Below are 26,410 nucleotides of genomic sequence, written 5' to 3'. Positions count from 1 at the left end.
CGGCGCAGGCGCCCGGAAGCTCCTCGGATCCGAACCCGGAATGGGCCCAGGGCGTTCTCCATGGACCCACATGTCCTGGGGCCGTCGGATCAGCCGGTCAGAGCCTCGGTGATCTGGCGGCTGGTCTGCGCGGCGACCCGGGGACTGACGGCGGCGTAGGAGGTGTAGGCGTTCAGGCCGGTGGCCAGGGCCCAGCCGCGGCCCCGGGTCCAGGTGGCGTCGTCGGCGCCGAGCGTGGCACGGAAGACGGCCCGGCTCCCGGCGGACATCAGGGTGAAGGCGATAGTCAGGTCGCGGGCCGGGTCGCCGATGCCGAGCTCGCCGAAGTCGATGACCGCGCTGAGGCGGCCGGCGACGGTCAGCAGGTTGCCGGTGTGGAGGTCGCCGTGGAACCAGACCGGCGGACCGTCCCATCCGGGGGCGCTCAGCGCCGCATCCCACAACTCGGTCATGGCCGCGGCGTCGAACACACCGTCGACCTCCGCGATAGCGGCTCGCGTCGCGCGGTCCCGGTCGGTCAGCGGCCGGCCGGTGAGGTCCTCGCGAACGCCCTCGGCCGGGAAGTCCTCGGGAACGAATGCCTGAAGGGCGGCGAGGAACTCCGCCAGTTGGACGGCAGCCAGGGACGAGTCGGACAATCCCTCGGCGGTCGCCACATCGCCGTCCAGCCAGCGGGACACCGCCCACGGCCACGGATAGCCGAAGTCCGGCTCACCCACCCCCGCCGGTACCGGGACGGCCAACGGCAGGTGCGGGGCGAGCCTGGGGAGCCACTCGGACTCCTTCATGGCCTGTCCGATGGCACCCGCGTGGCGGGGCAGCCGGACGGACAGGCCCTCGCCCAGCCGGTAGATCACATGGTCCGAACCGGCCGGGTCGAGCAGCGTGAGAGGCAGCTCGGCCCACTGCGGGAACTGCGTATCGACCAGGCGCCTGGCCAGTGCGGCATCGATCGCGGGCCGGGGGTCCGCTGCTTTCCCGGCTGCCAAGAGCAACTCCCGTGTGGTGGGGCCCGCTCCGCGCGGCGGGCAGTCGGAGCCATCACAGTGCCTCGTGCACCCGCCTGTCGATCGGTTTCCCCGGCGGCGGCCGCGCCAACGAAGTCCGGCACGGCGTCCCGCTCGCAGTCGAACCCGGATCCGTGAGGACGTGCTGGAAAGCCGCAATGCCGTCCCAGCGCACCCTGCTTCCCCGTGCGGCGCCCGCCGCCTCGGGGATATCGTCCTGTTCGATCTCCGCGATGCCGGACAGGCTCGAAGCGCGATCGGGCGAGAGCCACTCCCCCATTGTCGTGCACCGCGGTCACGTCGTGGCCGAAGGCTGGTGGGCGCCGTACGCGGCCGACCGCCCGCACCTCCTCTACTCGCTGACCAAGTCGTTCACGTCGATCGCCGTGGGGCTCGCGATCGGCGACGGGCTGCTCTCGCCGGACGACCGCGGGCCGGGACGTGCTGCCCGACAGCCTCGCCGAAGCGTGGGAGAGCGCCCCGCTCGGCCGGCCGGTCGTCGCGGCCGGCGCCCGGCGGGGCAGCACCTACGTCGCCGATCTCTACGTCATCACCACCCCGCACCGCGTCCGGCCGGCCGTCGACGGCGACCTGGAGCACCCTGCCCCTGACCGGCCCCAGCCTGGAACTGCACGTGCGCTCGCCGCTGATGACACGCCCTGACGTTGCGCAGGACGGCGCTCCAGGATCTCCTCGACGCAGCGGACGGACGAGCGGATACAGACAGGACAGGTGCGGGTCTACGCGATGCCTGCGCATAGCAGCGTGGGGAGGACGACAACTGCCGGAATCCGGAAGTGACTCCGGCGGGCGTCGCGGGCGATCATGCACATCACCGGCGGTTGCGCACGCGCTCGCCGGTGCTCCGATCATCACTGCGTTCCGAAGGCAGGTCCACCCGTATGAGACTGACCCGTGCCGCTCTGGCCGTAGCGGCCACCGCCCTGACGCCGGCCCTCCTGCTGACCACTCCGGCCTTCGCCGCCGGTGCCTCCTCAGCGCCCGCCACCGTGACGGCGTCGGCAGCCACGGACGACCCCGGCACGCCCGTGGACGACATGTCCGAGGAAGAGCTCCGTATCGCGATCCTCCGCATCATGGCGGACGAGGACAGCGGCAAGGGGGTCGACCGGGAGGCGAACAAGGCCCTCAACGGCACGGTGGAGGACATGCGCGCCTTCCTGAAGACCGGCTACCGCCTCGCCCAGGCGGAAGACGACCGGGTCGCCATCGTCCGCCTCCTCGCCAACCCCGACAGCGGAAAGCGCGTCATCCGCGAAGTCAACGAACTCCTCAACAGCGACCCCACCCCGGAACAGCTCCGCGCCTGGCTCGAAACCGGCTACCGCCTCGCCCAGGCAGAGGACGACCGGGTCGCCGTCGCCCGCATACTCGCCGACCCGGACAGCAGCAGCGCGCTCCGGGCGGCGGCCGAGGCGGTCATCGACGGCACTCCGGAAGAGCTGCGGTACTTCCTGAAGTACGGCCAGTACGAGGTGGACGCGTAGGACACGGCCGGAGTGGCCGGAGCCCCGCGGGGCTCCGGCCACTTCGGCCACTCCGTGCGGACGGGGCGCGCCGGGCCGGAGGGCTCAGGGGCGGGGCACGTTGCGGAGGTTGGAGCGGGCCATCTGGACCATCCTGCCCACCCCGCCGTCCAGCACGATCTTGCTCGCCGAGAGCGCGAACCCGGTCACCATGTCCGCGCTGATCTTCGGCGGGATGGAGAGCGCGTTGGGGTCGGTGACGATGTCGACGAGCGCCGGGCCCTTGTGCTTGAACGCGTCCTTGAGGGCCCCTTCGAGCTGCTTGGGCTTCTCCACCCGTACGCCGTACGCGCCCGAGGCGCGCGCGATGGCCGCGAAGTCCGGGTTCTTGTTGGTCGTACCGAACGACGGCAGCCCCGCCACCAGCATCTCCAGTTCGACCATGCCCAGCGCGGAGTTGTTGAACAGTACGAGCTTCACCGGCAGGTCGTACTGGACGAGCGTCAGGAAGTCCCCCATCAGCATGGAGAATCCGCCGTCCCCGGACATCGAGACGACCTGGCGGTTCCGGTCCGTGAACTGGGCGCCGATGGCCTGCGGCAGCGCGTTGGCCATCGAGCCGTGGCTGAACGAACCGATCACCCTGCGCTTGCCGTTCGGTGTCAGATACCGGGCCGCCCAGACGTTGCACATACCGGTGTCGACGGTGAACACCGCGTCGTCGTCCGCGAGTTCGTCGAGAACCGAGGCCACGTACTCGGGATGGATCGGGACGTGCTTCTCGACCTTGCGGGTGTAGGCGCTGATCACGCCCTCCAGCGCGTCGGCGTGCTTCTTGAGCATCCGGTCGAGGAACTTGCGGTCCGACTTCGCCTTCACCCGCGGGGTCAGACAGCGCAGCGTCTCGCGGACGTCCCCCCAGACCGCCAGGTCGAGCTTGGAGCGGCGGCCCAGGTGCTCGGGGCGGACATCGACCTGGACGATCTTCACATCGGTGGGCAGGAAGGCGTTGTACGGGAAGTCCGTGCCGAGCAGGATCAGCAGATCGCACTCGTTGGTGGCCTCGTAGGCGGCGCCGTAGCCGAGCAGGCCGCTCATGCCGACGTCGAAGGGGTTGTCGTACTGGATCCACTCCTTGCCGCGCAGCGCGTGCCCGACGGGGGCCTTCACCCGTTCCGCGAACTCCATCACCTCCGCGTGCGCGCCCGCCGTGCCGCTGCCGCAGAACAGCGTCACCCGTTTGGCCTCGTCGACCATCCGGCAGAGCTTCTCGATCTCCGCGTCGCCGGGCCGCACGCTGGGCCGCGAGGTGACCAGGGCGTGCTCGATGGTCTTCTCCGGCGCGGCCTGCGAGGCGATGTCGCCCGGCATCGAGACGACGCTGACGCCGCCCTGGCCGATCGCGTGCTGGATGGCCGTCTGGAGCAGCCGCGGCATCTGCTGCGGATTGGAGATCATCTCGTTGTAGTGGCTGCACTCCTGGAAGAGCAGCTCCGGATGGGTCTCCTGGAAGTAGCCGAGTCCGATCTCGCTCGACGGGATGTGCGAGGCGAGCGCGAGCACGGGCGCCATGGAGCGGTGGGCGTCGTAGAGGCCGTTGATGAGGTGCAGGTTTCCCGGTCCGCACGAGCCTGCGCAGGCCGCCAGGGTGCCGGTGATCTGCGCCTCCGCGCCGGCGGCGAACGCGGCCGTCTCCTCGTGCCTGACCTGGATCCAGTCCATGTCCGCGTGCCGGCGGATGGCGTCGACGACCGGGTTGAGGCTGTCACCGACCACCCCGTAGAGGCGCTTGACCCCCGCGCGGGAGAGGACATCGACGAACTGCTCCGCCACGTTCTGCTTGGCCATGGGTGTGTGCTCCCTCTGCCTGTGCTCCGTGCACGTTCGGCTGTCCGGGACCCGGGGCGTGAAACCCCGGCCGGACGGGTTCTCCGGAGTCCATCAACCCATGGCCCGCGCGGTTACGCCTCCCAGACGCCGACGGCCGTGCGGTCGTCGGCGTATCCCTTGACCCTGAGCTGGGTGTCCGCGAGGAAGTCCGTCAGACCCGGCGCGGGGCCCGGTGCCCAGCGTCCGGCCAGTTCGGCGGCGAGCTCCGGCTCGTCGCGCAGCGGATCGGCCAGTCCGTTGCTGCACAGCAGCAGGGTGTCGCCCGGCCGGGCGACCGAGGCCCGGAACCGGAACGGCTCCGCGGGCGGCGGGACCGGGCTCTCGATGTACGGGGCCGGACCGGTGGCGATCCCCAGGTCCATGGTCAGCCGTTCACCGTCGGGCCCGCTTTCGGGCACGCTCTCGGGTGGCGTCGAGCCGAAGCCGACCACGCCCTCTCCGGTGAGTTCGCCGGAGTGCGGGACCACCGGTTCGAGGTCCTGCCAGCTGCCGTCGCGCAGCCGGAAGAGCCCGCCGCCGCCGATGCCGAAGAAGACCCGGGTGCGGCAGCCGGGGTCCGCGGAGAGCAGGAGGCAGCGCAGGCCCGCGGTGTACTCGTGCGGTTCGAGACCGAGTTCGGCGGCGCGGGCCCGGAGCCTGCCGTAGGTGCGGTCCGCCAGCCGGTGCAGGCCGGATTTCAGCTCGCCCCTGCGGCCCTCCCTTATGTCCTCAGAGAGCCGGGCATGGCTGCGGCCGACGGCCTCCGCTATCCAGCGGCAGGCGTCGGCGGCGGCCGGATGCGCGCCCTCTGCCGTGCGCGCGCCGCCCGCGACGGCGACCAGGACGAGGGCGTTCTCCGCGGTGCCGAAGCGCGCCGTGACCAGCGCGTCGCGCCGGGGCTCGCCCCGGAACCGTGCGGAGTCGCCGCGCACGGAGGCGGCCCGCAGGGTGTACGTGCCGTAGCGGGCGCCGTCGAGCACGGTGTCGGCGACGAGCGCGTGGATCTCGTGCGGGTCCGTGGCGGGCAGCGCGGTGGGCTCCGGGTCGTACGTGGGCGGCCTGGCGCCCACGTACGAGACGGGCCGGTGCGCCCCCGGCTCCTGCGGGTCCCGCGCCCCGGCGTCGGGGGCGGCCGGGGCCGGAACCGGGGCTGGGGCCTCCGCGTCCGCCGCCGGCCGTTCGTCCTCGTTGTTCCGCTCGACGACCGTCCGCCTGGGCAGCGGGGGCATCTCGTCGGCGGACGGCACCTCGGTGTCCCGGCCGGACGGCAGGCTCTGGGCGAGGCGGGGATCGGCGGCGGAGGACGGGGACTGCGGCGGCGGGAGCGGGAGCGACGCGACGACCGGCGGCGGAATCGGAGCCGCCGGTTCCGGTATGGGTGCCGGTTCCGGCACCGGTTCCGGCACCGGAACCGCGAACGTACGGGGCCCGGAGACTCCGGCCGGAGACTCCCAAGGAGCGCGCGGAGGCTGCTCCAGGGGTGGTGGCGGTGGCGGAACGGGCGGCGCGATACGCGGCTCGGGTATCGCGGCGGCAGCCACGTACGCCCCCCGGCCGTCAGGTCCCACGGCGTCCGACGCCGAGTCGAAGCGGTCGTCGAGACTGTCGGCCGCCTGGCTCGCCCCGGTGTCCGGGGCGGATTCGTCATACAGCCTGCGCCACCAGTCGTCCTCCTGGGCGGCGGGCCTCTCCCCCTGCTGACTCATGCCCATATTGTCCACCGCGGGGGCCCCGGCAAAACGGGTCAACCCGAAAATCTGCCCCGCGGCCCCCGGGAAAGAGGTCCGCCGGGCGGCCCCACCCCCCACGGGAAGGACGCCCGGCGGACCGGTCGGGTGATCCGGCGTCAGCGCACGGCGTAGGCGTCGGTCACGGTCTGCACGACGGAGTTGCCCTTGGCGTCCGTCAGTTCGGTCCGCAGGGTGACCGGCCTGCCGGCCGCGTCCGCGTGGTTCACGGTCGCGGTCCAGTGCCCGCCCCGCTGTGCGGTGGTGGCCCCGGTCCAGGTCTCGCCGCCGTCGTACGAGTACGAGACCTTGGCCGCGGTGACCTTGCCGGGTGTGTAGCCGGCATGGCCCGTGACGCTCAGTCCGATCTTCTGACCGTCCTTCGCCGCGAGGGTCTTCATCCCGTCCGCGGGCAGGTCATAGCCCGGGAAGAGCAGGGGGATGCCCTGCGAGTACACCTTCTCGTCCCGGTGCGAACGGAACTTCCAGGTGGTCTCGGTCGAGGTGGAGCGCTTCCACACGGCGGCGGGCTGCCCCGACTTCGCGGTCCGCATGGTGAGTTCGTACGCGGCGTCCTCCGCCGGGACGGTGAACACCCCGGACGGCCAGCCGGACTCACCGATCACCTTGCCACCGCTGCTGAGCCGCATATTGCCCATGTCACCGAAGGAGCCCTGGAGACCGCTGTGTTCGGTGTCGCTCCAGAAGCCCGGGGCGACGCCGATCAGGTTGTCCTGGCGTTCGGCGGCGAGCTGCTCCGCGCCCTGGCCGTCGCGGGGCGCGGACGGCACGACGACGCCCCGGTACCAGTCGGAGGAACGCTTCGAACCGGCCTGGTAGGACCGGAACCTGTCCATCATGAACTCGCCCCAGGGGAAGCTGGAGGAGAGTGCCTGCTGCCAGGTGGTGTCGCCGGTCGTGTAGTACTCGGTGCGCTTGCCCGGTGCGGCGACGGTGTCGAACGCGCCGACGGAGTAGCTCGCGCCGTAGGGCCGGGAGACGACCAGTGTGTCGACGAAGTCGGTCTTGACCCCCATCGATTCATAGGTGGACTCGACCGCGCCGAGCGACTTGTCCTTGACCTGGTAGGTGCGGTCCGAGGTGAGGTCGCCCGTCTCGGAGAAGGCCAGGTTGTAGACGAAGGGACTGACGGCGGTGGCCTTCCAGCTCAGCTTCACCGGTCCGGCGGCCAGCGCCTCGGTCAGGGCCTTCGCCTCGTCGGCCTGGATGCCGAGCGAGGGCAGGGGCGCCGAGCCGTATCCGACGGAGGGCCGCCAGGGGCCTGCTGACGGGCGGTGCGTGATGATCGCCACGGCACCGGCGGCCTTGGCGTAGCGCGCCTGGGTGAGGACGGTGCCTCCGTCCGGAACACCCACCAGGGCGATCTTGCCGGAGACTCCGGCGGCCTTCAGCTCCTCCGGGGTGCCGCTGCCGGCGTCGACGAGCGCGGCCCGGCCGGTGCCGTCGAGGTTGACGGAGCCGTCGGACGCGGTCGTGGGGTGGAGGGTGGCGCCGCCCACCACCGAGAGCTTCTCGATCTGCGGGGCGTACGCGCGCCAGAAGCTGTCGAACTCGAAGTCGCCGTCGGTGGCCTTGCCCCGGATGTCGGCCCGGTAGTCCTTGATGACGCTGCCGCCGGCGATGGATCCGGCGTGCAGCCAGGTGTCGTCCCAGCTGCGGCCGAAGGCGAGGGTGCCGCTGCGGGCCTCGCTGGCCCGGTCCCGGGTCTTCACCTGGACGCGGTGCGCCTTGCGGGCGTCGAGCACCAGGGTGGTGTCCTTGGTGACGTTCAGCTGCGGCCGGGCGAGGTAGCCGACGGACTTGGCGAGGGTGCCGGTGGCGTCCTCGGGGTCGGCGGAGACGATGAAGCTGGAGACGAAGTAGGCGCCGGGGCGCACCTGGTACACCTGGTCGGTGGAGCCGTCGTTGAACCGGCGCTCACCGCTCGCGGTGTCGGTCCCGATGACATCGAGGGACGACGAGCCGCCGGCGGCCTCGCCGTTGGTGTCGATCAGCTTGACGCGCAGGGTGACGGTCTCGGCGCCGACGTACAGCGAGAACGGGGTGGAGACCTTCACCCCGCCGGTGGCGGTGGCCAGGACCCGGCCGGTGACGTCGCCGTACTGGCTGTCCTGGAGTTTCGCGGTCGGGTCGAGCTTGAGCGGGACCTGGACCGTGGCCCCGGCCGGCACGGTGACGCTCTTCGCGCCGAGTGCGGCGACGGAGGACCCGACGGCGGAACCGTCGTTGCCGGTGACGCTCTGGAGCTTCAGTGCCAGCTTGACCGGCTTGCTGCCCGAGTTGGTGTACGGGATCTGGACGGTGCTGCGGTCGCTCTTGTCCTGGGGCCAGTTGAAGGTGCCGCCCTGGACGGCGGACGCGCCGGTCACGGTCGTGTCGATGGCCGCCTTGACGTCGAGCCGGCCTCCGCCGGTCTCGCGTACGTCACCGGGGATGCCGCTCTTCGCGGACGACACGAGTGCCGCCTTGACCTGCTGTGCCGTCCACTCCGGGTGGCGTTCCCCGACGATGGCGGCGGCGCCCGCGACATGCGGGGTGGCCATCGAGGTACCGGACATCGACTGGTAGGCGTAGATCCCCCGGCCGCCCGCCGCGGCCGCCGAGATCCCGACACCCGGAGCGGCGATCTCGGGCTTGAGGGTGTGCGCTCCGATGGCGGGGCCGCGGCTGGAGAACTGCGCGGTGGAGTCGTCCCGGTCGACCGCGCCGACGGTCAGCACGCTCGGCGCGCAGCCGGGTGAGGAGACGGTGTTGAGGGCGGGGCCCGCGTTGCCGGCCGCGATGACGAACAGGGTGTCCTTGCTCTTGCCGAGCTCCTCGGCGGCCATGCTCATCGGGTCGGTGCAGTCGGTCGGTGTCGCGCTGCCCAGGCTCATGGAGACGACGTCGGCCTTCTGGTCGACGGCCCACTGCATGCCCGCGATGATCCAGGAGGAGTCGCCGGAGCCGCTGTCGTTGAGGACCTTGCCGACGAGCAGGTCCGCGCCGGGGGCGACGCCCTTCTGCTTGCCGTCGCTGGCCGCGCCCGAGCCGCCGACGGTGGAGAGGGTGTGGGTGCCGTGGCCCTGGCGGTCGTCCGTGGTGTCGGAGTCGGTGAAGTTCTCCGAGGCGGTGATCCGGCCCTTGAGGTCCGGGTGTCCGGCGTCGGCGCCGGTGTCCAGGACGGCGACCTTGGTGCCCTTGCCGTCGTATCCGGCGGCCCAGGCGAGGTCGGCGCGGATCTGCTTGGTGGACCGGTCGAGGCTGGCCTCGACCTTGCGGTCCAGCCAGAGCTTCTTCAGTCCGGCGGCGGAACGGGACCGGGCTCCGGTGACGTCGGCCCAGAACCCGGCCGCCTTCTCCTTGTCCGCCTTGAGCGCCACGCCGTCGATGACCGGGAGGGCGATGCCGCGTGCGGCGCCGCGCGGGGTGGCGGGGGCGCTGCGGGCGGTGTCCCCCGTGTAGGTGGCGATGAGCGGTACGGAGTCCGTGTGCGCGTCGTCGTAGCCCTGCCGGATCAGCCCGGTGACGTTGAAGAGTTCCTCGTCCACCGTGCCGGCGGCGAGCGCCTTGGCCGCGCTGTCCGGGTAGACGTAGAGGTCCTTGCCGGAGCGGCGGGTCTGCACGAGGGGGACGGTGCCGTCCGCGCGGGCCGCTGCGGTGGCCGTGGCGTTTCCCGAACTGTCCGTGCTCACCAGCACCTTGTCGCCGGTGACCAGGGTGACGGTGACCGGCTTGTCCGCCTGGGCGGCTGCCGCCGCGCTGCCGGTGAGTGGTCTCTTCGTGGCCGCGTCGTCCTGTGGCGCTGCCACGGACGGCGCGATCACCGTGACGGCCAGGACGGCGGCGGTGGCCGCCCCCAGTGCCGTACGCGATATCGGACGCATCGCTCTCCCCAAGTGATACCGGAACAGGCAGCACAAAGCGCCCTATTCCGGAAGTTGTTGGTGCTGCGGTGGCGCCACATTGGCAGAGGGGCGGGCGGTACAGGGATGATGTGACGAGGCGGGTTTACGCCGTGGCCGCTTTCCGCCAAGGCCGGTCGCCCGCGAAGCACGACATGACACGGAAGTACTGCGTCCGGGGAGGGGTCCGGGGATGCTGGGAGCCATAGGACTCGACGAGATACAGGAGTCGGCCTACCGCGCGCTGGTGGCGCTGGGGGCCGCGGAGGTCCCCGATCTCGCGCACCGGCTGGCCCTTCCGGAACCGGAGACCGAGCGGGCGCTGCGCCGGCTGGAGCAGCACGGCCTGGCCGCCCAGTCCTCCGCGCGTACCGGGCGGTGGGTGGCGGCGCCGCCGGGCGTCGCGCTGGGTGCGCTGCTGACGCAGCAGCGCCATGAGCTGGAGCAGGCGGAACTGGCGGCGGCGCTGCTGGCGGAGGAGTACCGGGCGGACGCCGCCGAACCCGCCGTCCACGACCTGGTGGAGGTGGTCACGGGCGCGAGCGCGGTGGCGCACCGGTTCCATCAGCTCCAGCTGGGGGCGACGAGCGAGGTGTGCGCCCTGGTCACCGGGAAGCCGATCGCGGTCAGCGGTCTCGACAACGAGTCGGAGGAACGCGCCGTCACCCGGGGGGTGACGTTCCGGGTGGTCGTCGAGCGCGAGGTGCTCGCACTGCCGTCGGGCATCCTGGAACTGTCGGCGGCGCTGAGCCGTGACGAGCACTGCCGGGTGGTGGACCGGGTGCCGACGAAACTGGTCGTCGCCGACGGCGCTCTGGCGATGGTGCCGCTGACCGGTCGCGGCGCGGAGCCGGCGGCCCTGGTCGTGCACGCCTCCGGGCTGCTGGAGTCACTGATGGGGCTGTTCGAGGCGGTGTGGCGCGAGGCGATGCCGCTGCGGCTCGGTGAGAGCGGTCTGCTGCGGGAGGAGACGACCGGGCCGGATCCGACGGATCTGGAGGTCCTGTCGCTGCTGCTGGCCGGGCTGACCGACGCCAGTGTCGCGAAACAGCTGGAGCTGGGGCTGCGGACCGTGCAGCGCCGGGTCAAGGGACTGATGGAGCTCACCGGGGTGTCGACCCGGCTGCAGCTGGGCTGGCACGCCTACGAGCGGGGCTGGGTCTCCCGCGAGCCGCGCCCCTGACCCCACCGTCCGCCGAGCCGCGCCGACGGGGCCCGCGCCGGGACCGACGACGGGCGGGAGCGGCCGGACTCCGGCAGGCTGGTCAGATGAGTGTGTGGCAGCTCGTCGCCGTCGGCCTGGTCATGCTGCTCGGCCTGATCGGTGTACTGCTGCCCGGTGTGCCCGGCCAGGCGATCGTCTGGGCCGCGGTGCTGTGGTGGGCGCTGGCGGACAACACCCCGGCGGCGCTGGGTGTGCTGATCGGCGCCACCGCCCTCCTCCTGCTGAACCAGGCGCTGAAGCCGCTGCTGCCGCCACGCCGCCCGCGAGAGTCGGGGGCGCCGCGCAGGACGCTGCTGCTGGGCGGGATCGGCGCCATCGCCGGGTTCTTCGTCGTCCCGGTGGTGGGCGCGATCGCCGGGTACGTGGGCGTGATCTACGGGGCGGAGCGGATGCGGCTGGGCAGCCGGGGAGCGGGCTGGGCCTCGGTCCGCTCGGTGATGCGGGCCACCGGCTACTCCGTACTGGTCGAGCTTTTCGCCTGTCTGCTGGTGACCGGGGCGTGGCTCGGCGTACTGATCCGGCACTGACGTGACCCGGTAGGTGCCCGAGTCTTCGGCATCACGCCTTCCGCATCACGCCTCTGCATCACGTATTCGGCGCCCGATCACATGGATAGAAACACATCGGATCTCTCGCACCCTATTGACGCTCCGATGGCTCAAGTCTACCTTCCGTGAGGACATAGCTCGGATGAATTACTGCGCCCGCCTGCGTACGAATCGCCAGGAGATGCCTTGCCCACAGCACCGGACCCCGCCGCCCCCACCCGCACCGGTTCCCCGTCGCCCGCGCCCTCCCGCAGAACCGTTCTCGCCACCGGGACCGCGCTCGGCGGCGCCCTCGTGGTGGGCGGCGCGGCCGTCCCCGCCCAGGCCGCCGCCCCGGCAGCGGAAGCCGCCGTCCCGGTCGCGGTGCACTCCCCCGCCGACAGCTGGAACACCGTCCTGGACGACGCGGACCTGCACTGGCGGAAGCTGCCGAAGACCTGGTACGAGGGCCCCTACCTGGGCAACGGCCGGCTCGGCTCCGGCATCTACGCGGAGCCCGGCGCCGAGACCACCGCGATCCGGTTCAACGTCCAGCACTCCGAGGTCCAGGACCACCGCCCCGAGTACGGCTCGCTGTTCGGCCTCGCCCGGCTCCCGATCGGCCACTTCACCCTGGAACCGGCCGGCACCATCACCGGGATCGACTGGCGGATGCGGCTGCGCACGGCCGAACTCCAGGGCACCGTCACCACCACCGCCGGCACCCTCGCGCTCCGCGCCTTCGTCCAGTCCACCGGTGACGTCCTGGCCGTCGAGGTGACCCCGAGCGCCGGCGAGAAGGACTTCCGCTGGGTCTTCCACCCGGCCGAGGCGATCAGCCCCCGGGCCGCGTTCAAGCCGCTGCCCGACGGCTACACGGGCAACCCCCCGGCCGTCGTCGAGAAGCACGGCGCCGCCTCCGCGGCCGTGCAGTCGCTGCTGAGCGGCGGGCAGCACGTCACCGCGTGGCGCGAGCGGACCCGGGGCAAGGCCCGCACGCTGTACGCGACCGTCGCGCACTCCTACCCGAAGAACACCGCCCGCGACCGCGCGCTGCGCACCCTCACGGTCGCCTCGGCCCTCCCGTACACCCTGCTGTCGGTGCCGCACCGCGTCTGGTGGGACCGCTTCTACCGGCAGAGCTTCCTGTCGCTGCCCGACGCCCGGCTCCAGCGGTTCTACTGGATCCAGCTCTACAAGACGGCCTCGGCCGCCCGCAAGGACGCGCCCGTGATGGCCACCTCCGGCCCCTGGCTGGAGCCGACACCCTGGCCCAACACCTGGTGGAACCTCAACGTCCAGCTGGAGTACTGGCTGATCCACGGCTCCAACCACCTGGAGCTGGACGCCGTCACCCGGGCCCTGAGCGAGTTCCGCGACCAGCTCTCCCGCGAGGTCGCCGCCCCCTACCGGGCCGATTCGGCGGGCATCCCCCGCACCACCGACCCGCAACTGGTCAACGGCGCGGCCGTGGCCGACGGCGGGTACGGCGTCGGCATCCCCGGCCAGGACCCGCCCACCCCCGAGGTCGGCAACCTGACCTGGGCCCTGCACAACGTCTGGCTCTCCTACCGGCACACCATGGACCGCTCGATCCTGCGGGACACCCTGTTCCCGCTGCTGCGCAAGGCGGTCAACTACTACCTGCACTTCCTCGCCCCGGGCCCGGACGGCAAGCTGCACCTGCCGGCGACCTTCTCCCCGGAGTACGGCGTCAACGCACCCGACTGCAACTACGACCTGATGCTGCTGCGCTGGGGCTGCCGCACCCTGCTCGACTCGGCCCGGGAACTGGGCGTCCGCGACCCGCTCAGCGCCCGCTGGGAAGAGGTCCTGGCCCGGCTCGCCCCGTACCCGGTGGACGAGAACGGCTTCATGATCGGCGCCGGGGTGCCCTTCGCGATGTCCCACCGCCACTACTCGCACATGCTCGCCGTCTACCCGCTGTACGAGATCGACGGCTCCACCGACGCCGAGCGCGCCCTGATCGAGAAGTCCCTCGCCCACTGGGTCGGCTTCGAGGGCGCGCTGCAGGGCTACACCTTCACCGGCGCGGCCTCCATGTCGGCGCTGCTCGGCAAGGGCGAGGACGCCCTGAAGTACCTGGGCGAGCTGATGAGCCGGTTCATCCAGGCCAACACCATGTACAAGGAGTCGGGACCGGTCATCGAGACCCCGCTGTCGGCCGCCCAGTCGCTGCACGACATGGTCTGCCAGTCCTGGGGCGACACGATCAGGGTCTTCCCCGCCCTGCCCGCCGCCTGGCAGGAGCTGACCGTGCACGACTTCCGTACCCAGGGCGCCTTCCTGCTCAGCGCGGTACGGGAAGGGGGCCGGACCCGCTGGGTGCGCCTCACGAGCGAGGCGGGCGCGCCCTGCGTCGTACGGCACGGCATCGAGGGCCCGGTCGAGGTCCGCGACGGACGCGGGCACCGGCTGGAGTACGAGCGGCTGGCCGACGGATCGGTCCGCATCCCGCTCCGCAAGGGCGATTCGGCGCTGATCACCGCGGCGGGTGACCGGCCGGACCTCACCGTCCGGCCGGTCACCGCGAACGCACCGGCACCCAGCTGGGGCCTGCCCGCCTGAGGCTCAGCCGGACACCCGGCCCGTGGACCGCGCGTGGCGCACCCCGTAGGAACGCCACGGCCGCCACCGCTCCGAGCCGGGTGTCCCGTACGGGTCGACGTCCGGGTCTCCCAGCGCGCGCATCCGGATCAGGGCCGCGGTCGCCGGTCCGACGCCCGGCAGCCGCGAAAGGGCCTGCTCGGCCTCGTCCCGGTCGGCGCCCGCGTCCAGCCGTACGCCGCCGTCGGCCAGCGCCGCGGCCAGCGCCCGCAGCTCAGGACCGGGCGCCGAACCGGCCAGCACGCCCGGTTCGGGGAACACATGGGTGAGCCCGCCGCAGGGCACGTCCAGCCGCTTCCCGTACGTCTCCACGAGCTCCGCCGCGGCCGCGGGACCGACCAGGGCCCGCACGGCGAACTCCTCGGGGTCCGCCGCGCCCGGCGAGCGCAGACCGGGGCGGGCGGCGACCTTCGGGGCGAGCAGCGGATCGGCCGCGAGCAGTTCGTCCACGGCGTACGGATCGGCGTCCAGGTCGAACAGCCGGCGCAGCCGCTGCACCGCCGTGGTCAGGTCGCGCAGGTCGGTGAGGTGGATGCGGGCATCCAGCCAGCTCCCGGCGGACCGCTCGTCCACGGCGGCGATGCCGGTGCCGTAGGGAAGGCGCAGGGTGCGGCGGTAGGTGCGGCCGCCGGGCTCGCCGCTGACCTCCTCGATCCGGGCGACCGTCCCGTCGGCGAGCAGGTCGAAGACCTCTCGGGCGGCGTAGGGCCCCCGGTGCGCGAGCCGGAGCGGGATTCCGGTGGTGCGCGCCTCCCTGACCGAGGCGCCCAGTCCGGTGCCCGCCTCCGCGCGCAGTTCGCTGGGGGTGCGGGCGTAGATCTGCCGGATCGTGTCGTTGAACTGTCGCACGCTCGCGAAACCGGCGGCGAAGACGATCTCGGTGACGGGCAGGGCCGTGGTCTGGAGCAGCACCCTGGCCGTGTGCGCGCGCTGGGCGCGCGCCAGGGCCACCGGACCGGCGCCCAGCTCCGCGTTGAGCTGCCGCTGCACCTGGCGCGAGCTGTAGCCGAGCCGGCCGGCCAGACCGGGGACGCCCTCCCGGTCCACCACGCCGTCGCCGATCATCCGCATGGCGCGGCCGACCACATCGGCCCGGACGTTCCAGTCGGCGGAGCCCGGAACGGCGTCCGGGCGGCAGCGCCTGCACGCCCGGAAGCCGTTGCCCTGGGCGGCGGCCGCGGTCGGGTAGAAGCGGACGTTCTTCCGCTTGGGGGTGACGGCGGGGCAGCTCGGCCGGCAGTAGATGCCGGTCGTCTCGACGGCGAAGAAGAACTCCCCGTCGAAACGCGCGTCGCGGCTGCTCACCGCCTCGTACCTGGTCTCTTCGTCCATCACACCGTCCAGTGTGCGGCACCGCGCACCGCCGCACTCGCGGTTTTCGGACGTCGACCAGGCCCCCGGCTACCGGACCAGGCCGCGCTTCGCCGCCATGGCGGCCCGGCCCTCCGCGCCCTTGCGCTTCCAGTCGCGCCGGATCTCGTTGCGGACCCGGGCGTCGGTCTTGGCGACGATGCGCTGGTTCTCGCGCAGCAGCTTGCGGTAGCTGTCCATGCGCCGCTCGGGCAGCGATCCGTCCGCGAGCGCCGCCAGCACCGCACAGCCCGGTTCGGCCTCGTGGGCGCAGTCGTGGAACCGGCACCGCTCGGCCAGCGCCTCGATCTCGGAGAAGACCTGGCCGACACCGCTCTCCGCGTCCCACAGGCCGACCCCGCGCAGCCCGGGGGTGTCGATGAGCACACCGCCGGAGGGCAGCACCAGGAGGTTGCGGGTCGTGGTGGTGTGCCGGCCCTTGCCGTCGATGTCGCGGGTGGCCCGCACCTCCATCTCGTCGTGCCCGAGCAGGGTGTTGGCGAGGGTGGACTTGCCCGCGCCGGAGGCCCCGAGCAGCACGCTCGTACCGCCGGAGACGATCGCGGCGAACACGTCGACGCCCTCGCCGGTGGCGGAGCTGACGGGCAGCACCTGAACCCCCGGGGCGAGGCGCTCGACGTCCTGGACGAGGTGGGACAGCGTGGCGGCGTCCGGGACCAGGTCGGCCTTGGTGAGGACGACGACGGTCTCGGCCGTCCTCTCGCCGGCGGCTGCCCCGTCACGCAGCAGCGCGTCGCCGGCGGTGCTGGACATGGCGAGGGCCAGGAACCGTTCGACCCGCCCCAGGTCGAGCTCCACCGCCAGTGAGACGCAGATGGCGATGTGGTCGACGTTGGTGGCGAGCACCTGTCCCTCGGAGCGCTTGGACGAGGTGGAACGGACGAACGCCGTGCGCCGGGGCAGCAGCGTACGGACGAACTGCGGGTCGCCCTCGGGGTCGACTGCGGCCCAGTCACCCGTGCAGACGATCCGCATCGGGTCGCGGGGCACGACGAACGCGGTGTCGGCGCGGACGGTGCCCAGGGTGGTGACGATGTCGCACTGCCCTCGGTCCACCCGCACCACGCGGCCGGGCAGCAGCCCCTGTGCCGCGTAGGGGGCGAACTCGGCCGCCCAGTCGTCGTCCCAGCCGTAGGCGGTCAGCGGGTGCGAGGGAGAGGAGGAGAAGGAAGAAGAGGAGATCGGGAGAGACAAGGGAAACCCTTCACAGGGTGGCCCCGGCACTGCGCACGGCGGCGCAGAAGTCGAAGAAGGTCAGCCGGCGGCCACGGGGGTGGGACAGATGCACTTCGGCTTGTGGGCAGCGCCCACCGCAATGACAGTCATCAATGTCCTCACCTCCTGGTTCACGCACGGTCCTGGACCTGCGGTCTCGCCCGCCGTCCGTAACACCGTGAACGATAGCGCGGGGCGGTCGGGGGACGTCAACCGAATTAGCGTGGCGTTCCGTCCCGGCGTTCGGCACCGGGCACTCCGGAGCGACGTGGTCCGGGCCCGGGAGCACCGATATCCTCAACTATCCCTCGATCGAGTGATACGCATGGGGATCGACCGGTCACAGCCGGTTAGGGTGCCGGACATGACCTCCCCCCAGACAGCCACCGGCACCTTCACCCAGGCCCAGTTGGGCACCCTCACCCTGATCGGCTGGAGCGGCGAACATCCCCACAACGGACGGGAAGTCGCCTTCCTGCTCGGGTACTCGCTCGGCGACGGATCGGACGGCCCGGCGGCCGGCGAGAGCGCCATGCGCATCGCGCTGGAGCGCAGCGGACTGCACATCGGCGGCGCCCCGGTGCGCGCCGACGAGACACCCGGGCTCCCGGTAAAGCTCCTCGTCCAGGCGGGGCAGGCCGTTCTGACACTGCCTCACTTCACCGCCCAGTACCCGGCCCGGCCGGAGTGGCTGGCGGCCGCCCAGGAACAGGGCGAGGTACAGGCGATGTTCGCCACCCGCCCCTGGCCGCAGGGTGCGCCGGGCAACCCGGTGACCGAGGACTCGCTGCGGTCCTTCGCCGGGGACCCGGAGGTCATCGCCACCTCCGCGCACTGCGTGCTGCCGGTACGCAGCCTGGGCTGACCTCCCCGGACACGAGGGATGCCCACCACCCCACGGAGGGTGGTGGGCATCCCGCGTTCCAGGTGTCCCGCCGACGCGTCACGGGCGGCCCGGGACTCCCCGGACCTCCCGTGGCACGTGTGTCCGGCGTCAGCGGTTGGCGGCGCCGTTCCCGGAGAGGACCGGGATGCCGTTCACCAGGTGCGACAGGGGCTCGTCGCCCTTGGCCTGGACGGAGTTGTCGGCGCACTGCTGGTTCTGCGGGTTGGACAGGACCTGGACGTCCTGGACCGCGATCGGCACGAGGCCGATCAGCGAACCGACGTTGGCCTTGATCGGCGCGCCGACGCACAGGTCGTTCAGCGTGCCCTGGATGAGCTGGGCCTGCGGGCTGCCGTCGCCCCGGGTCACGCTGTTGCCGTAGGAGGACTTTGCGCCGTTGCCGTTGACCGACGTCGTGCCCTGGTCGTTACCGATCGCCATGGCCGCGGGGGCCATCGCGGCGGACAGGCCGACCATGGACACGGCTACGGCCGCGCCGGCCATCATCTTCTTCATCACACTTCACCTTTCGGAACGCCCCGTTCTGGGACGTACTGATCAACCGCGTACAGCCCCGACAGTTGCGCAGTACCACTCAAATGGGTTCGATCCCGCGTAAGTTCGACACCTGCTCGTCAACCCGGGAAGTCCTCGCCCGAGGTGCGCGCCGCAGGCACCAGCCCTGCGGTGCGGGGCGAATCGGGCTTCACGGGCTCCGGATCACCTCGGGTCGCCTGCCATTCGGCGAGGAGACGGTCGTAGATCGGTGTGACGCCTTCCGCGGGGCGGCGGTCCTGGGGGCTCCTGCTGTCGTACTGGTCCATGAGGGGGCCATACCCGGTACGACGGAAAGCGCCCGCTGCCACTACGGCAACCGGCCCAGCGGACCCGCCCTTCCGGGGCCGTCGCGGGGCGCGTCCCGGAGGAAACGCCATGGGGCCGACGCGTCCGTGTGGACGGGCCGGCCCCATGGGTACGACGGGTGGGACTAGTTGTTGCCGGCACCGTTGCCGGACAGGATCGGGATGCTGTCCAGGATGTGCGACAGCGCCTCGTCGCCCTTCGCCTGGGTGGAGTTCTCGGTGCACTGCTGGTTCTGCGGCGAGGACAGGACGTTGAGGTCCTGGACCGAGATCGGTACGACGCCGAGCAGCGAACCGGCGTTGACCTTGGCGGGCAGCGCGATGCAGGGCTTGTTGAGCGAGCCCTGGATGAGCGCGAACTGCGGGCTCCAGTCGCCGTGCGTGGCGGAGTTGCCGTACGACTGCATGGCACCGTTGCCGTTGACCGAGGTGGTGCCCTGGTCGTTGCCGATCGCCATGGCCGAGGGGGCCACCGCGGCGGAGACGCCGACGATGGAGGCGGCGACGGCCGCCGAGGCCATAATCTTCTTGATCATTGACTAGCCCTTCTGGGTTTTTCTGTTGCCCGCTGACCTGAGCGCTCTGATCAACTCGCGGCCGCGGGAATGGTTGTGGGACTTCACTCGAACGGTGCTTCCGCCCTCCGTCCGTTCACGGGAGGCAGGGCACCGGAGTGGTGTGGAACGCTTCGGATCGGCAACCGCCGCCCCGGCAGTGGTCAGCCGCCGAGCGGGAGACCACCGATGAGCGGGGCGGCACCCTTGGCCGCACCGGTGGCCTGGCCGGCGAGCTTTGTGACGGTGCCGTCCTTCTGGAGCTTGCTGGTGGCACCGTCGACGGTGTCGACGATCGGGTCGACGGCCTGCGGGGCCGCGGCCACCACCTGGTTGATCCCGCCGTCGAGGCTGAAGTTCGGAGCCGTCGCGGTGGTAACGGCGAAGGCGGGAGCAGCCGTTCCGAGAGCGACCACGGAGCCGGCAACGAACGCGGCGGTCTTCGCGTACTTCACTTTCAGGTTCCCTTCTGCAGCGGCAGCTGTTTCGGTCGCGTCCCCGCGCCGCACCAGCCCTCTTTAGCTGTGACTTCTGCCGCTTTCCCCATGGCTAACGACCCGACCGCGAGCGGGCAACTGGCGGTTTTCGGCTTTTCTCGGATCGAGTCGCCGGGCCACTCGATCGATTGCATGACTATTCACTGAATCGAGTGTGACCGCGGGACAGCGGAGGCATTTCGATGGTCAACTGTCGGTGCTCCGTCCCGCGCGCCCGCCCGGATGTAAGCCCCCAGCCGCCGGCGCACCGCGCCCCGGGCCGGTGGAAACGGCGCAGGCCTTTTCACCGTGTCCGGGCAGGGCCGCGAACTCCCGGGACGGAGAGTGCGGGAAAGAGGAAAGCCCCGGATCGCAGGAGATGCGATCCGGGGCAGACCGGTGCCGAGACCGGCTCAGCGGTACAACGATCAGGCGTTGACGCAGGTGTTGCCGAAGGACGGGTTCAGCAGACCGATGACGTTCACGGTGTTGCCGCACAGGTTGATCGGCACGTGAACCGGGATCTGAACGACGTTGCCCGACAGAACGCCCGGGGAGCCCACGGCCGCACCCTCGGCGCCCGAGTCGGCGAAGGCCGGGGTGGCCGCACCGATCGCCATGAGGGTTCCGGCGGCAACGGCGGCAATCTTGGTGTACTTCACTTTCAACCCTTTCTTTGACGGAGTCCGGAGCGGCAACGAATTTCGTGCCGCACGAGCGCGGGTTCTGGCCACTCGTAACTCCGCCGCTGTAATTCGTAACGATTTAAGACGGTAAGCGAAACTCTTCTGGCCGAAGATTCCTCAAAGTCCGCCCGAATGACGCAGTTCCGGTCACGCGACATCGCTGTCGCGGTCAGTGGACCGCTCACGGACGAGCTCCTGGAGGGCAGCAGCAGGCCCCGGGCCGCACGGGGAGGACGCCGGCGGCCCGGGGCCTGTGCACAGCTGGATCAGCGGTTGCCGGCACCGTTGCCGGAGAGCACCGGGATGTCGTCCAGGATGTGCGACAGCGCCTCGTCGCCCTTGGCCTGGGTGGAGTTCTCGGTGCACTGCTGGTTCTGCGGCGACGACAGGACGTTGACGTCCTGGACCGCGATCGGGACGAGGCCGATCAGCGAACCGACGTTCGCCTTGAGCGGCAGGCCGACGCAGGGCTTGTTCAGCGAGCCCTGGACCAGGCCGAACTGGGGGCTGCCGTCGCCGTGGGTCTCGGCGTTGCCGAACGACTGCGAGGCGCCGTTCCCGTTGACCGACGTGGTGCCGCCGTCGTTGCCGATGGCCATCGCCTGCGCGGCGCCGAGACCGAGGATGGAGGCGGCAACGGCACCCGTAGCCAGAACCTTCTTGATCACGATGAACCCTTCTCGTACTGGATACCCCGTACCGGAGCGCACTGACCAACTCGCTTCCGGACGTTTGGTTATGTCCATTCACTCGAATGCCGGGGATCAGCGGACATCCGTACGAATGAGGCTGGTGAATCCGCCGCACATTCGGTAATCGCACGTTTCGATTCAAGTATCAACTTCCTTTGCGCCGAACGGCGTGCAGTGCGGTCCGATGACTCGAATCCAGAAAGCGAACACCCATCCGTAGGCCGTCCGGGTGGTCACATTATTCTCACGGATTCCACGTTTCCCGATCACCCGTGCGTCGTTATGGGTGGAGTCAAGCCCGCCCGACGGGACGCTCACCCAGCAGTACTGGCATACCCGAGGGTTGCTGCACCGGCTGATGAATGAACTGCGGGCACTGCGCCCGCGCGAAATGTCCTAAGAGAGGGCACCCATGCGAAAAGCCTTGAGTAAAAGCGTGCTCGTCATGGCGGCGGCGTCAGGCATCCTGACCGCGTCCGGCGGCTACGCGTTCGCGGACGCCTCGGCCGATGGCGCCGCCATCGGTTCACCCGGCGTCGGTTCGGGCAACACCGTGCAGGTCCCGGTGCACGTGCCCGTCAACGTCTGCGGCAACACGGTCGACGTGGTCGGCCTGCTGAACCCGGCGTTCGGCAACCACTGCGAGAACAAGGGCGGCGGATCGGGCAGCGGCCACGCCCAGGGCGCGAGCGCCGACGGCGTCGCGGCCAACTCCCCCGGCGTGCTGTCGGGCAACCTGATCCAGGCCCCGGTCGACGTCCCGGTCAACGCCTGCGGCAACACGGTCGACGTGGTCGGCCTGCTGAACCCGGCGTTCGGCAACCACTGCGAGAACGACGAGGGCGGGCGGGAGACCCCGAAGCCTCCGACGCACCCCAAGCCCCCGACCCACCACAAGCCGCCGACGCACCACCAGCCGCCGAAGCCCCCGACCACGGGCCACCACCACCATCACCACCACGGCGACTGCCCTCCCGGCCACCACCACAACCCGCCGGCCCCGCCCACGCACAACCCGCCGCACCACCCCCCGCACCACAACCCGCCCACGCACAACCCGCCGCACCACAACCCCCCGACCCACAACCCGCCCACCCACAACCCGCCGACGCACAACCCGCCGACGCACACCTGGCACCCCCACAAGCCGACGCACCACCACAAGCCGCCGCAGATGGCGCACACCGGTGCGAACAGCAACCTGGGTATCGCCGGTGGCGCCAGCGCCGCGATGGTGCTCGGTGGCGGGCTGCTGATGCGCCGCAGCCGCAAGTCGCAGGGCTGAGCCGAGCCTGCCGCTGAGCGATAGCGACAGCCCTGGAGGCCCGGTCGGACAGCGTGCGCTGTCCGACCGGGCCTCCGACGTGTGCCCGACGGCACGGACCTCAGACGGTGGAGAGCCCCGCGCGCTCCAGGTATCCGGCGATCGTCGCCGTCTCCTGCGCGTCCAGCGGGCGCATCGGCGGGCTCATCACGTTGGTGGTGATGATCCCGCGCAGCATGAGCGCCGTCTTGAAGGCGCCGAGTCCGGCGGCGGTGGCGGAGGCGGTTCCCGGGCGGGCGGCGCGGGTGATGTCGAAGAGCCCGACGAGGCGGTCCTGTTCGGCGGTCGCCGCGGCCCAGTCACCGCGTACGGCCGCTTCGTGGAGCCGTACGTAACCGTGCGGGTCGACGTTGCCGAGTCCGGGCACGGAGCCGTCGGCGCCGCCGAGCATCATCGCGTCGACGACCAGTTCGTGGCCGGTGAGCACGGAGAAGCCGGCCAGTTCCCGGGCGCCGATGACCAGCCGGCGGAACGAGCCGTCGTCGCCGCTGGAGTCCTTGACCCCCGCCAGTACCCCGTCGGCCGCCAGTGGCAGCAGCAGCTCCGGATCGAGCTTGCTGTGCACGCAGACCGGTACGTCGTACGCGAGGAGCGGTACGTCCACGGCGGCCGCGACCTGCCTGAAGTGGCGGTCGATCTCGGCGTCGTGGGTGCGGGTGTAGAAGGGCGCGGTGACGACGACGGCGTCCGCGCCGAGCTCGGCGGCGCGGTTGGCGCGCTCGATGGCCCGGTTCGTGGTCGTCTCGATCGCTCCGACGAGGACCGGGACCCGGCCCGCGGCGGCCCCCGTGATGACCTCGATGACCTGGTCCTGCTGTCCGGGCGTCAGATAGGCGGTCTCACCGGAGCTGCCGAGGGCGAACAGCCCGCTGACACCACCGTCGAGGAGATGCCCCACGACCCGCTCCAGGGAGGGGCGGTCGAGCTCGCCGTCCGCGGTGAGCGGGGTGACGACGGGCGGGATCACTCCCGAGTAGCGGGGGGTTCGGGCGGTCATGCGGTACTCCTTGCGGACGGTACGGGGGTCGGGTCCCCGGAGGGGGACGCGGGGGTCTGGGGGTGGACGCAGTGCCAGCGGTGTCCGTCCGGGCCTTCGGCACGGACCGGGAAGACCGTGGCGCACGCCTCGTCGGCCTTCCAGCAGCGGGTGCGGAACGGGCAGCCGCTCGGCGGGTTGGTCGCGGAGGGGACCGGTCCGGTGAGCACGATGCGCTCGGTGCTCTCCAGCAGGCTGGGGGTCGCGGAGAGCAGTGCCTCGGTGTACGGGTGTGAGGGGGCGCCCGCGACATCGGCCGCGCGCCCCTCCTCGACGATGCGGCCGAGGTAGAGGACGGCGATGCGGTCGGCCAGGTAGCGCACGGTCTGAATGTCGTGCGAGATGAACACCATGCCGAGGCCCAGCCGGTCCCGCAGGTCCACCAGGAGGTTGAGGACCTGGGCGCGGACCGAGACGTCGAGCGCGGACGTCGGCTCGTCCGCCACGATCAGTTCCGGTTCGAGCGCGAGCGCGCGGGCGATGGCCACGCGCTGGCGCTGACCTCCGGAGAGCTGTCCGGGCAGCGCGGCCAGGGTGTGGCCGGGGAGGCCGACCAGGTCGAGGAGTTCCCCGACGCGTGCCCGGCGCTCCTCGCGGGTGCCCCGGCGGTGCACGTCGAGCGGGTCGCGCAGGATCTGCTCGACCGTGAGCCGGGGGTTGAGTGCGGTCGAGGGGTCCTGGAAGACGACGCCGACGGCGGAGCCGAAGTCGTCGCGCCGCTGGGCCCCGGGCATCTCCCACAGGTCCTTGCCGTGGAAGGTGACCGTGCCCTCCGTGGGCTTCTGAAGTCCGGTCAGCACCCGGGCCATCGTCGACTTGCCGCAGCCGGACTCCCCGACCAGGCCGACGATCTCGCCGCGCTTCACCTCCAGGCTCGCGTCGGTGAGGGCGTGCACGGCGTCGCGGCGGAACACGCCTCCGCTGCGCGCCTTGTGGCGTACGTGGACGCCGTCGAGCCTGATCACAGGGTGCTCCCTTCCAGCTGTGCGGCCTTCGCCGGGTGGTGGCAGGCGAAGCCGTGGTCGTGCGCGCCGGTGCGCGTGGTGAGTGCGGGGGTGGTGGTGCGGCACAGCTCGGTGGCGGCGCCGCAGCGCGAGGCGAACCGGCAGCCCGTACCGAAGCCCTGGGGCGCGGGGACGACGCCGCGGATCTGGTGGAGCCGTTGGGCGCCCGCCTCCAGCGAGACGACAGAGCCGAGCAGGCCGCGGCTGTAGTGGTGGGTGGGGGCGGTGAGCACGGACCGGGTGTCCCCGATCTCGGCCAGCCGGCCCGCGTACATCACCGCGACGCGGTGCGACAGGTCACCGACGAGCGCGAGGTCGTGGCTGACGAGCACCATGGCGAAGCCGAGTTCGTCGCGCAGCCGGACCAGGAGTTCGACGACCTGGGCCTGCACGGTGACGTCCAGGGCGGTGGTCGGCTCGTCCGCGATGAGCAGGCGGGGGCTGCGGGAGAGCGCCATGGCGATCAGGACGCGCTGGCGCTGGCCGCCGGAGAGCTCGTGCGGGTAGCTGCGCAGGGTGCGTTCGGGTGCGAGGCCGACCAGGTCGAGGAGTTCGGCCGGGGTCTTCGTGCCACCGCGCGAGGTGAGCTGCTTCAGCTGGGTGCCGACGAGCACGGACGGGTTGAGGGAGGAGAGCGCGTCCTGGTAGACCATCGCGATCTCGGGGCCCATCAGGGCGCGGCGTTCCTTGGGCGGGAGCTTCAGCAGGTCCCGGCCCCGGTAGAGGATCTCGCCGCTGACCTCGGCGTTGCGGGCGAGGAGGCCCATGACGGCGAGGCTGGTGATGGATTTGCCGCAGCCGGACTCGCCGACCAGGCCGAGGGTTTCGCCCTCGTGGACGGTGAAGTCGAGGGCGTCGACGACCGGGACGGTGCCGTACCGGTCGGGGAAGCGGATGGCGAGGTCCCGTACGACCAGGAGTTCGGCGGCGTCCTGCGGTACCGGGGTGAGGGCCGGGCCGTTGGCGTGGACGCGCTCCGCGAGCTTGGCGAGGGCGGCGTCGATGTCCACGGTGGAGCGGGCCTCCACCGGGTCCGGCGCCGTGACGGTGTGGGCGGGTTCCGCTCCCGCGCGGGGCTTCTTCGGGGCCGCGGAGGCGTCGGTGAGGCCCTCGGAGAGGATGTTCAGCGCGAGCACGGTGACCAGCAGGGCGAGGCCGGGGAAGAAGGTGGCCCACCAGCCGCCCGCGAGGAGGATCTGCCGGCCGTAGGCCAGCACGCTGCCCCAGCTGGGGTCGGGGTCCTGCACACCGGCGCCGATGAAGGAGAGGCTCGCCTCGAAGATGATCGCCTCCGCGACCATCACGGTGGCGAAGACCATGACCGGGGCCATGCAGTTGACGGCGACGTGCCGCAGCACGATGTAGCCGCGCCGGGCGCCGATGACCTTCTCGGCCGCGACGTAGTCCTCGCCGTACTGGGAGAGGACGTTGGCGCGGACCACCCGGGCCAGTGACGGGGTGTAGACGAAGGCGATGGTGAAGATGATGACCGGGACGCTGGTGCCGAAGACCGCGACGAGCACGGCGGCCAGGGCGATCGGCGGGAACGACATCACCACGTCGAGGGTGCGCATCACGGACTCGTCGACGAGCTTGCGCGAGGTGGCGGCGAGTGCGCCGAGCAGGGCGCCGGCGATCAGGGCCAGGGCGGTCGAGCCGAGTCCGATGATCAGCGAGTAGCGCGAGCCGTGCACGACGCGGGCGAAGACGTCGCGGCCGGCCCGGTCGGTGCCGAACCAGTGGCCGCCGCCCGGGGCCTGGACCGGGGTGCCGGTGGTGAGCGGGTCCTGGGTGAGGAGCGGGGCGAATACGGCGCCGAGGATGACGACGAGCAGCACGCAGAGCGCGACGCGGGAGGTGACCGGGAGGGCGCGGAACGCGATGCCCGGTCGGGAGAGCCTATTGGCCAGACGGCCCGTGGCGAACAT

General features: G+C 71.5%; 22 protein-coding genes and 1 pseudogene. 8 read left to right on the top strand and 15 right to left on the bottom strand.

All coding sequences use genetic code 11. The features are described from left to right. Positions 1-89: 89 nt before the first annotated feature. The gene (locus ACIP89_RS18275) at positions 90-989 is read right to left on the bottom strand and encodes an aminoglycoside phosphotransferase family protein (RefSeq protein WP_402115682.1); all 900 of its coding nucleotides are present in this window, start codon (positions 987-989) and stop codon (positions 90-92) included. 176 nt (positions 990-1,165) lie between these two features. Between ACIP89_RS18275 and ACIP89_RS18270 the strand changes: the two are divergent. The 3 genes and pseudogenes from ACIP89_RS18270 to ACIP89_RS18260 all read left to right on the top strand — a co-directional run. Beyond that, a pseudogene (locus tag ACIP89_RS18270) lies at positions 1,166-1,426 on the top strand (serine hydrolase); the annotation flags it as partial. A 22-nt stretch (positions 1,427-1,448) separates the two neighbouring features. Then, entirely contained in the window at positions 1,449-1,670 is a 222-nt protein-coding gene (locus ACIP89_RS18265; protein WP_401929091.1) for a hypothetical protein, read from the top strand. Between the two features lie 239 nt (positions 1,671-1,909). Continuing rightward, on the top strand, positions 1,910-2,515 hold the full coding sequence (locus ACIP89_RS18260; RefSeq protein ID WP_402115680.1) for an ALF repeat-containing protein: 606 nt from the start codon (positions 1,910-1,912) through the stop codon (positions 2,513-2,515). 84 nt (positions 2,516-2,599) lie between these two features. Here the strand turns inward: ACIP89_RS18260 and ACIP89_RS18255 are convergent, their stop codons facing one another. The 3 genes from ACIP89_RS18255 to ACIP89_RS18245 all read right to left on the bottom strand — a co-directional run bounded on the left by ACIP89_RS18255 (position 2,600) and on the right by ACIP89_RS18245 (position 9,977). Next, positions 2,600-4,342: a pyruvate dehydrogenase gene (locus tag ACIP89_RS18255; protein WP_402115679.1), complete on the bottom strand. Its 1,743-nt coding sequence runs from the start codon at positions 4,340-4,342 to the stop codon at positions 2,600-2,602. A 113-nt stretch (positions 4,343-4,455) separates the two neighbouring features. Beyond that, the gene (locus ACIP89_RS18250; RefSeq protein WP_402115678.1) at positions 4,456-6,069 is read right to left on the bottom strand and encodes a protein phosphatase 2C domain-containing protein; all 1,614 of its coding nucleotides are present in this window, start codon (positions 6,067-6,069) and stop codon (positions 4,456-4,458) included. A 140-nt stretch (positions 6,070-6,209) separates the two neighbouring features. After that, the gene (locus tag ACIP89_RS18245) at positions 6,210-9,977 is read right to left on the bottom strand and encodes a S8 family peptidase (protein WP_402115677.1); all 3,768 of its coding nucleotides are present in this window, start codon (positions 9,975-9,977) and stop codon (positions 6,210-6,212) included. Between the two features lie 211 nt (positions 9,978-10,188). On the opposite strand from ACIP89_RS18245, the gene ACIP89_RS18240 reads away from it, so the two are divergent. From ACIP89_RS18240 to ACIP89_RS18230, 3 genes are all read left to right on the top strand, one after another. Beyond that, positions 10,189-11,178, top strand: coding sequence for a helix-turn-helix domain-containing protein (locus tag ACIP89_RS18240; protein WP_401929099.1), 990 nt, complete (start codon positions 10,189-10,191; stop codon positions 11,176-11,178). Between the two features lie 86 nt (positions 11,179-11,264). Next, positions 11,265-11,747, top strand: a complete 483-nt coding sequence (locus ACIP89_RS18235) for a DUF456 domain-containing protein (RefSeq protein ID WP_401929101.1) — start codon at positions 11,265-11,267, stop codon at positions 11,745-11,747. 207 nt (positions 11,748-11,954) lie between these two features. Further along, a complete protein-coding gene (locus tag ACIP89_RS18230) occupies positions 11,955-14,336 on the top strand; it encodes a glycosyl hydrolase family 95 catalytic domain-containing protein (protein ID WP_401929102.1) in 2,382 nt (793 codons plus the stop codon). A 3-nt stretch (positions 14,337-14,339) separates the two neighbouring features. Here the strand turns inward: ACIP89_RS18230 and ACIP89_RS18225 are convergent, their stop codons facing one another. Both ACIP89_RS18225 and rsgA read right to left on the bottom strand, forming a co-directional pair. Further along, on the bottom strand, positions 14,340-15,707 hold the full coding sequence (locus ACIP89_RS18225; protein WP_401931115.1) for a DNA-3-methyladenine glycosylase 2 family protein: 1,368 nt from the start codon (positions 15,705-15,707) through the stop codon (positions 14,340-14,342). 69 nt (positions 15,708-15,776) lie between these two features. Beyond that, positions 15,777-16,940 (bottom strand): ribosome small subunit-dependent GTPase A, encoded by a 1,164-nt coding sequence (gene rsgA, locus ACIP89_RS18220; RefSeq protein WP_402115675.1) that lies wholly within the window; start codon positions 16,938-16,940, stop codon positions 15,777-15,779. Positions 16,941-17,325: 385 nt separating this feature from the next. Between rsgA and ACIP89_RS18215 the strand changes: the two genes are divergently transcribed. Beyond that, a complete protein-coding gene (locus tag ACIP89_RS18215) occupies positions 17,326-17,826 on the top strand; it encodes a DUF5949 family protein (protein ID WP_401929105.1) in 501 nt (166 codons plus the stop codon). A 129-nt stretch (positions 17,827-17,955) separates the two neighbouring features. Here ACIP89_RS18215 and ACIP89_RS18210 read toward each other — a convergent pair whose 3' ends face one another. From ACIP89_RS18210 to ACIP89_RS18185, 6 genes are all read right to left on the bottom strand, one after another. Further along, complete coding sequence (locus tag ACIP89_RS18210; RefSeq protein ID WP_401929107.1) at positions 17,956-18,363, bottom strand: rodlin; 408 nt, start codon at positions 18,361-18,363, stop codon at positions 17,956-17,958. 119 nt (positions 18,364-18,482) lie between these two features. Further along, the gene (locus tag ACIP89_RS18205) at positions 18,483-18,671 is read right to left on the bottom strand and encodes a hypothetical protein (RefSeq protein ID WP_401929109.1); all 189 of its coding nucleotides are present in this window, start codon (positions 18,669-18,671) and stop codon (positions 18,483-18,485) included. A gap of 164 nt (positions 18,672-18,835) precedes the next feature. Continuing rightward, the gene (locus tag ACIP89_RS18200) at positions 18,836-19,246 is read right to left on the bottom strand and encodes a rodlin (protein ID WP_401930997.1); all 411 of its coding nucleotides are present in this window, start codon (positions 19,244-19,246) and stop codon (positions 18,836-18,838) included. 182 nt (positions 19,247-19,428) lie between these two features. Next, a complete protein-coding gene (locus ACIP89_RS18195) occupies positions 19,429-19,719 on the bottom strand; it encodes a hypothetical protein (protein WP_401929112.1) in 291 nt (96 codons plus the stop codon). A 449-nt stretch (positions 19,720-20,168) separates the two neighbouring features. Beyond that, a complete protein-coding gene (locus ACIP89_RS18190) occupies positions 20,169-20,402 on the bottom strand; it encodes a chaplin (RefSeq protein ID WP_401929114.1) in 234 nt (77 codons plus the stop codon). A 290-nt stretch (positions 20,403-20,692) separates the two neighbouring features. Beyond that, the gene (locus tag ACIP89_RS18185; RefSeq protein ID WP_311302463.1) at positions 20,693-21,094 is read right to left on the bottom strand and encodes a rodlin; all 402 of its coding nucleotides are present in this window, start codon (positions 21,092-21,094) and stop codon (positions 20,693-20,695) included. A gap of 436 nt (positions 21,095-21,530) precedes the next feature. Here ACIP89_RS18185 and ACIP89_RS18180 point away from each other — a divergent pair, with 436 nt between their 5' ends. Then, positions 21,531-22,403: a chaplin gene (locus ACIP89_RS18180; RefSeq protein ID WP_401930993.1), complete on the top strand. Its 873-nt coding sequence runs from the start codon at positions 21,531-21,533 to the stop codon at positions 22,401-22,403. Between the two features lie 100 nt (positions 22,404-22,503). Here the strand turns inward: ACIP89_RS18180 and ACIP89_RS18175 are convergent, their stop codons facing one another. From ACIP89_RS18175 to ACIP89_RS18165, 3 genes are read right to left on the bottom strand one after another with little or no spacing between them, the layout of a single operon-like run. Further along, entirely contained in the window at positions 22,504-23,439 is a 936-nt protein-coding gene (locus ACIP89_RS18175; protein WP_402115672.1) for a dihydrodipicolinate synthase family protein, read from the bottom strand. Continuing rightward, positions 23,436-24,443: an ABC transporter ATP-binding protein gene (locus tag ACIP89_RS18170; protein WP_401929118.1), complete on the bottom strand. Its 1,008-nt coding sequence runs from the start codon at positions 24,441-24,443 to the stop codon at positions 23,436-23,438. The genes ACIP89_RS18175 and ACIP89_RS18170 overlap by 4 nt, the downstream gene beginning before the upstream one ends. Then, on the bottom strand, positions 24,440-26,410 hold the full coding sequence (locus ACIP89_RS18165) for a dipeptide/oligopeptide/nickel ABC transporter permease/ATP-binding protein (protein WP_402115670.1): 1,971 nt from the start codon (positions 26,408-26,410) through the stop codon (positions 24,440-24,442). The genes ACIP89_RS18170 and ACIP89_RS18165 overlap by 4 nt, the downstream gene beginning before the upstream one ends.

Source organism: Streptomyces sp. NPDC088730 (genome assembly GCF_044751215.1).
Classification (GTDB): Bacteria; Actinomycetota; Actinomycetes; order Streptomycetales; family Streptomycetaceae; genus Streptomyces.
Note: the sequence above shows the minus strand (reverse complement) of the source record. Positions and strands in the feature narration are given on the sequence as shown.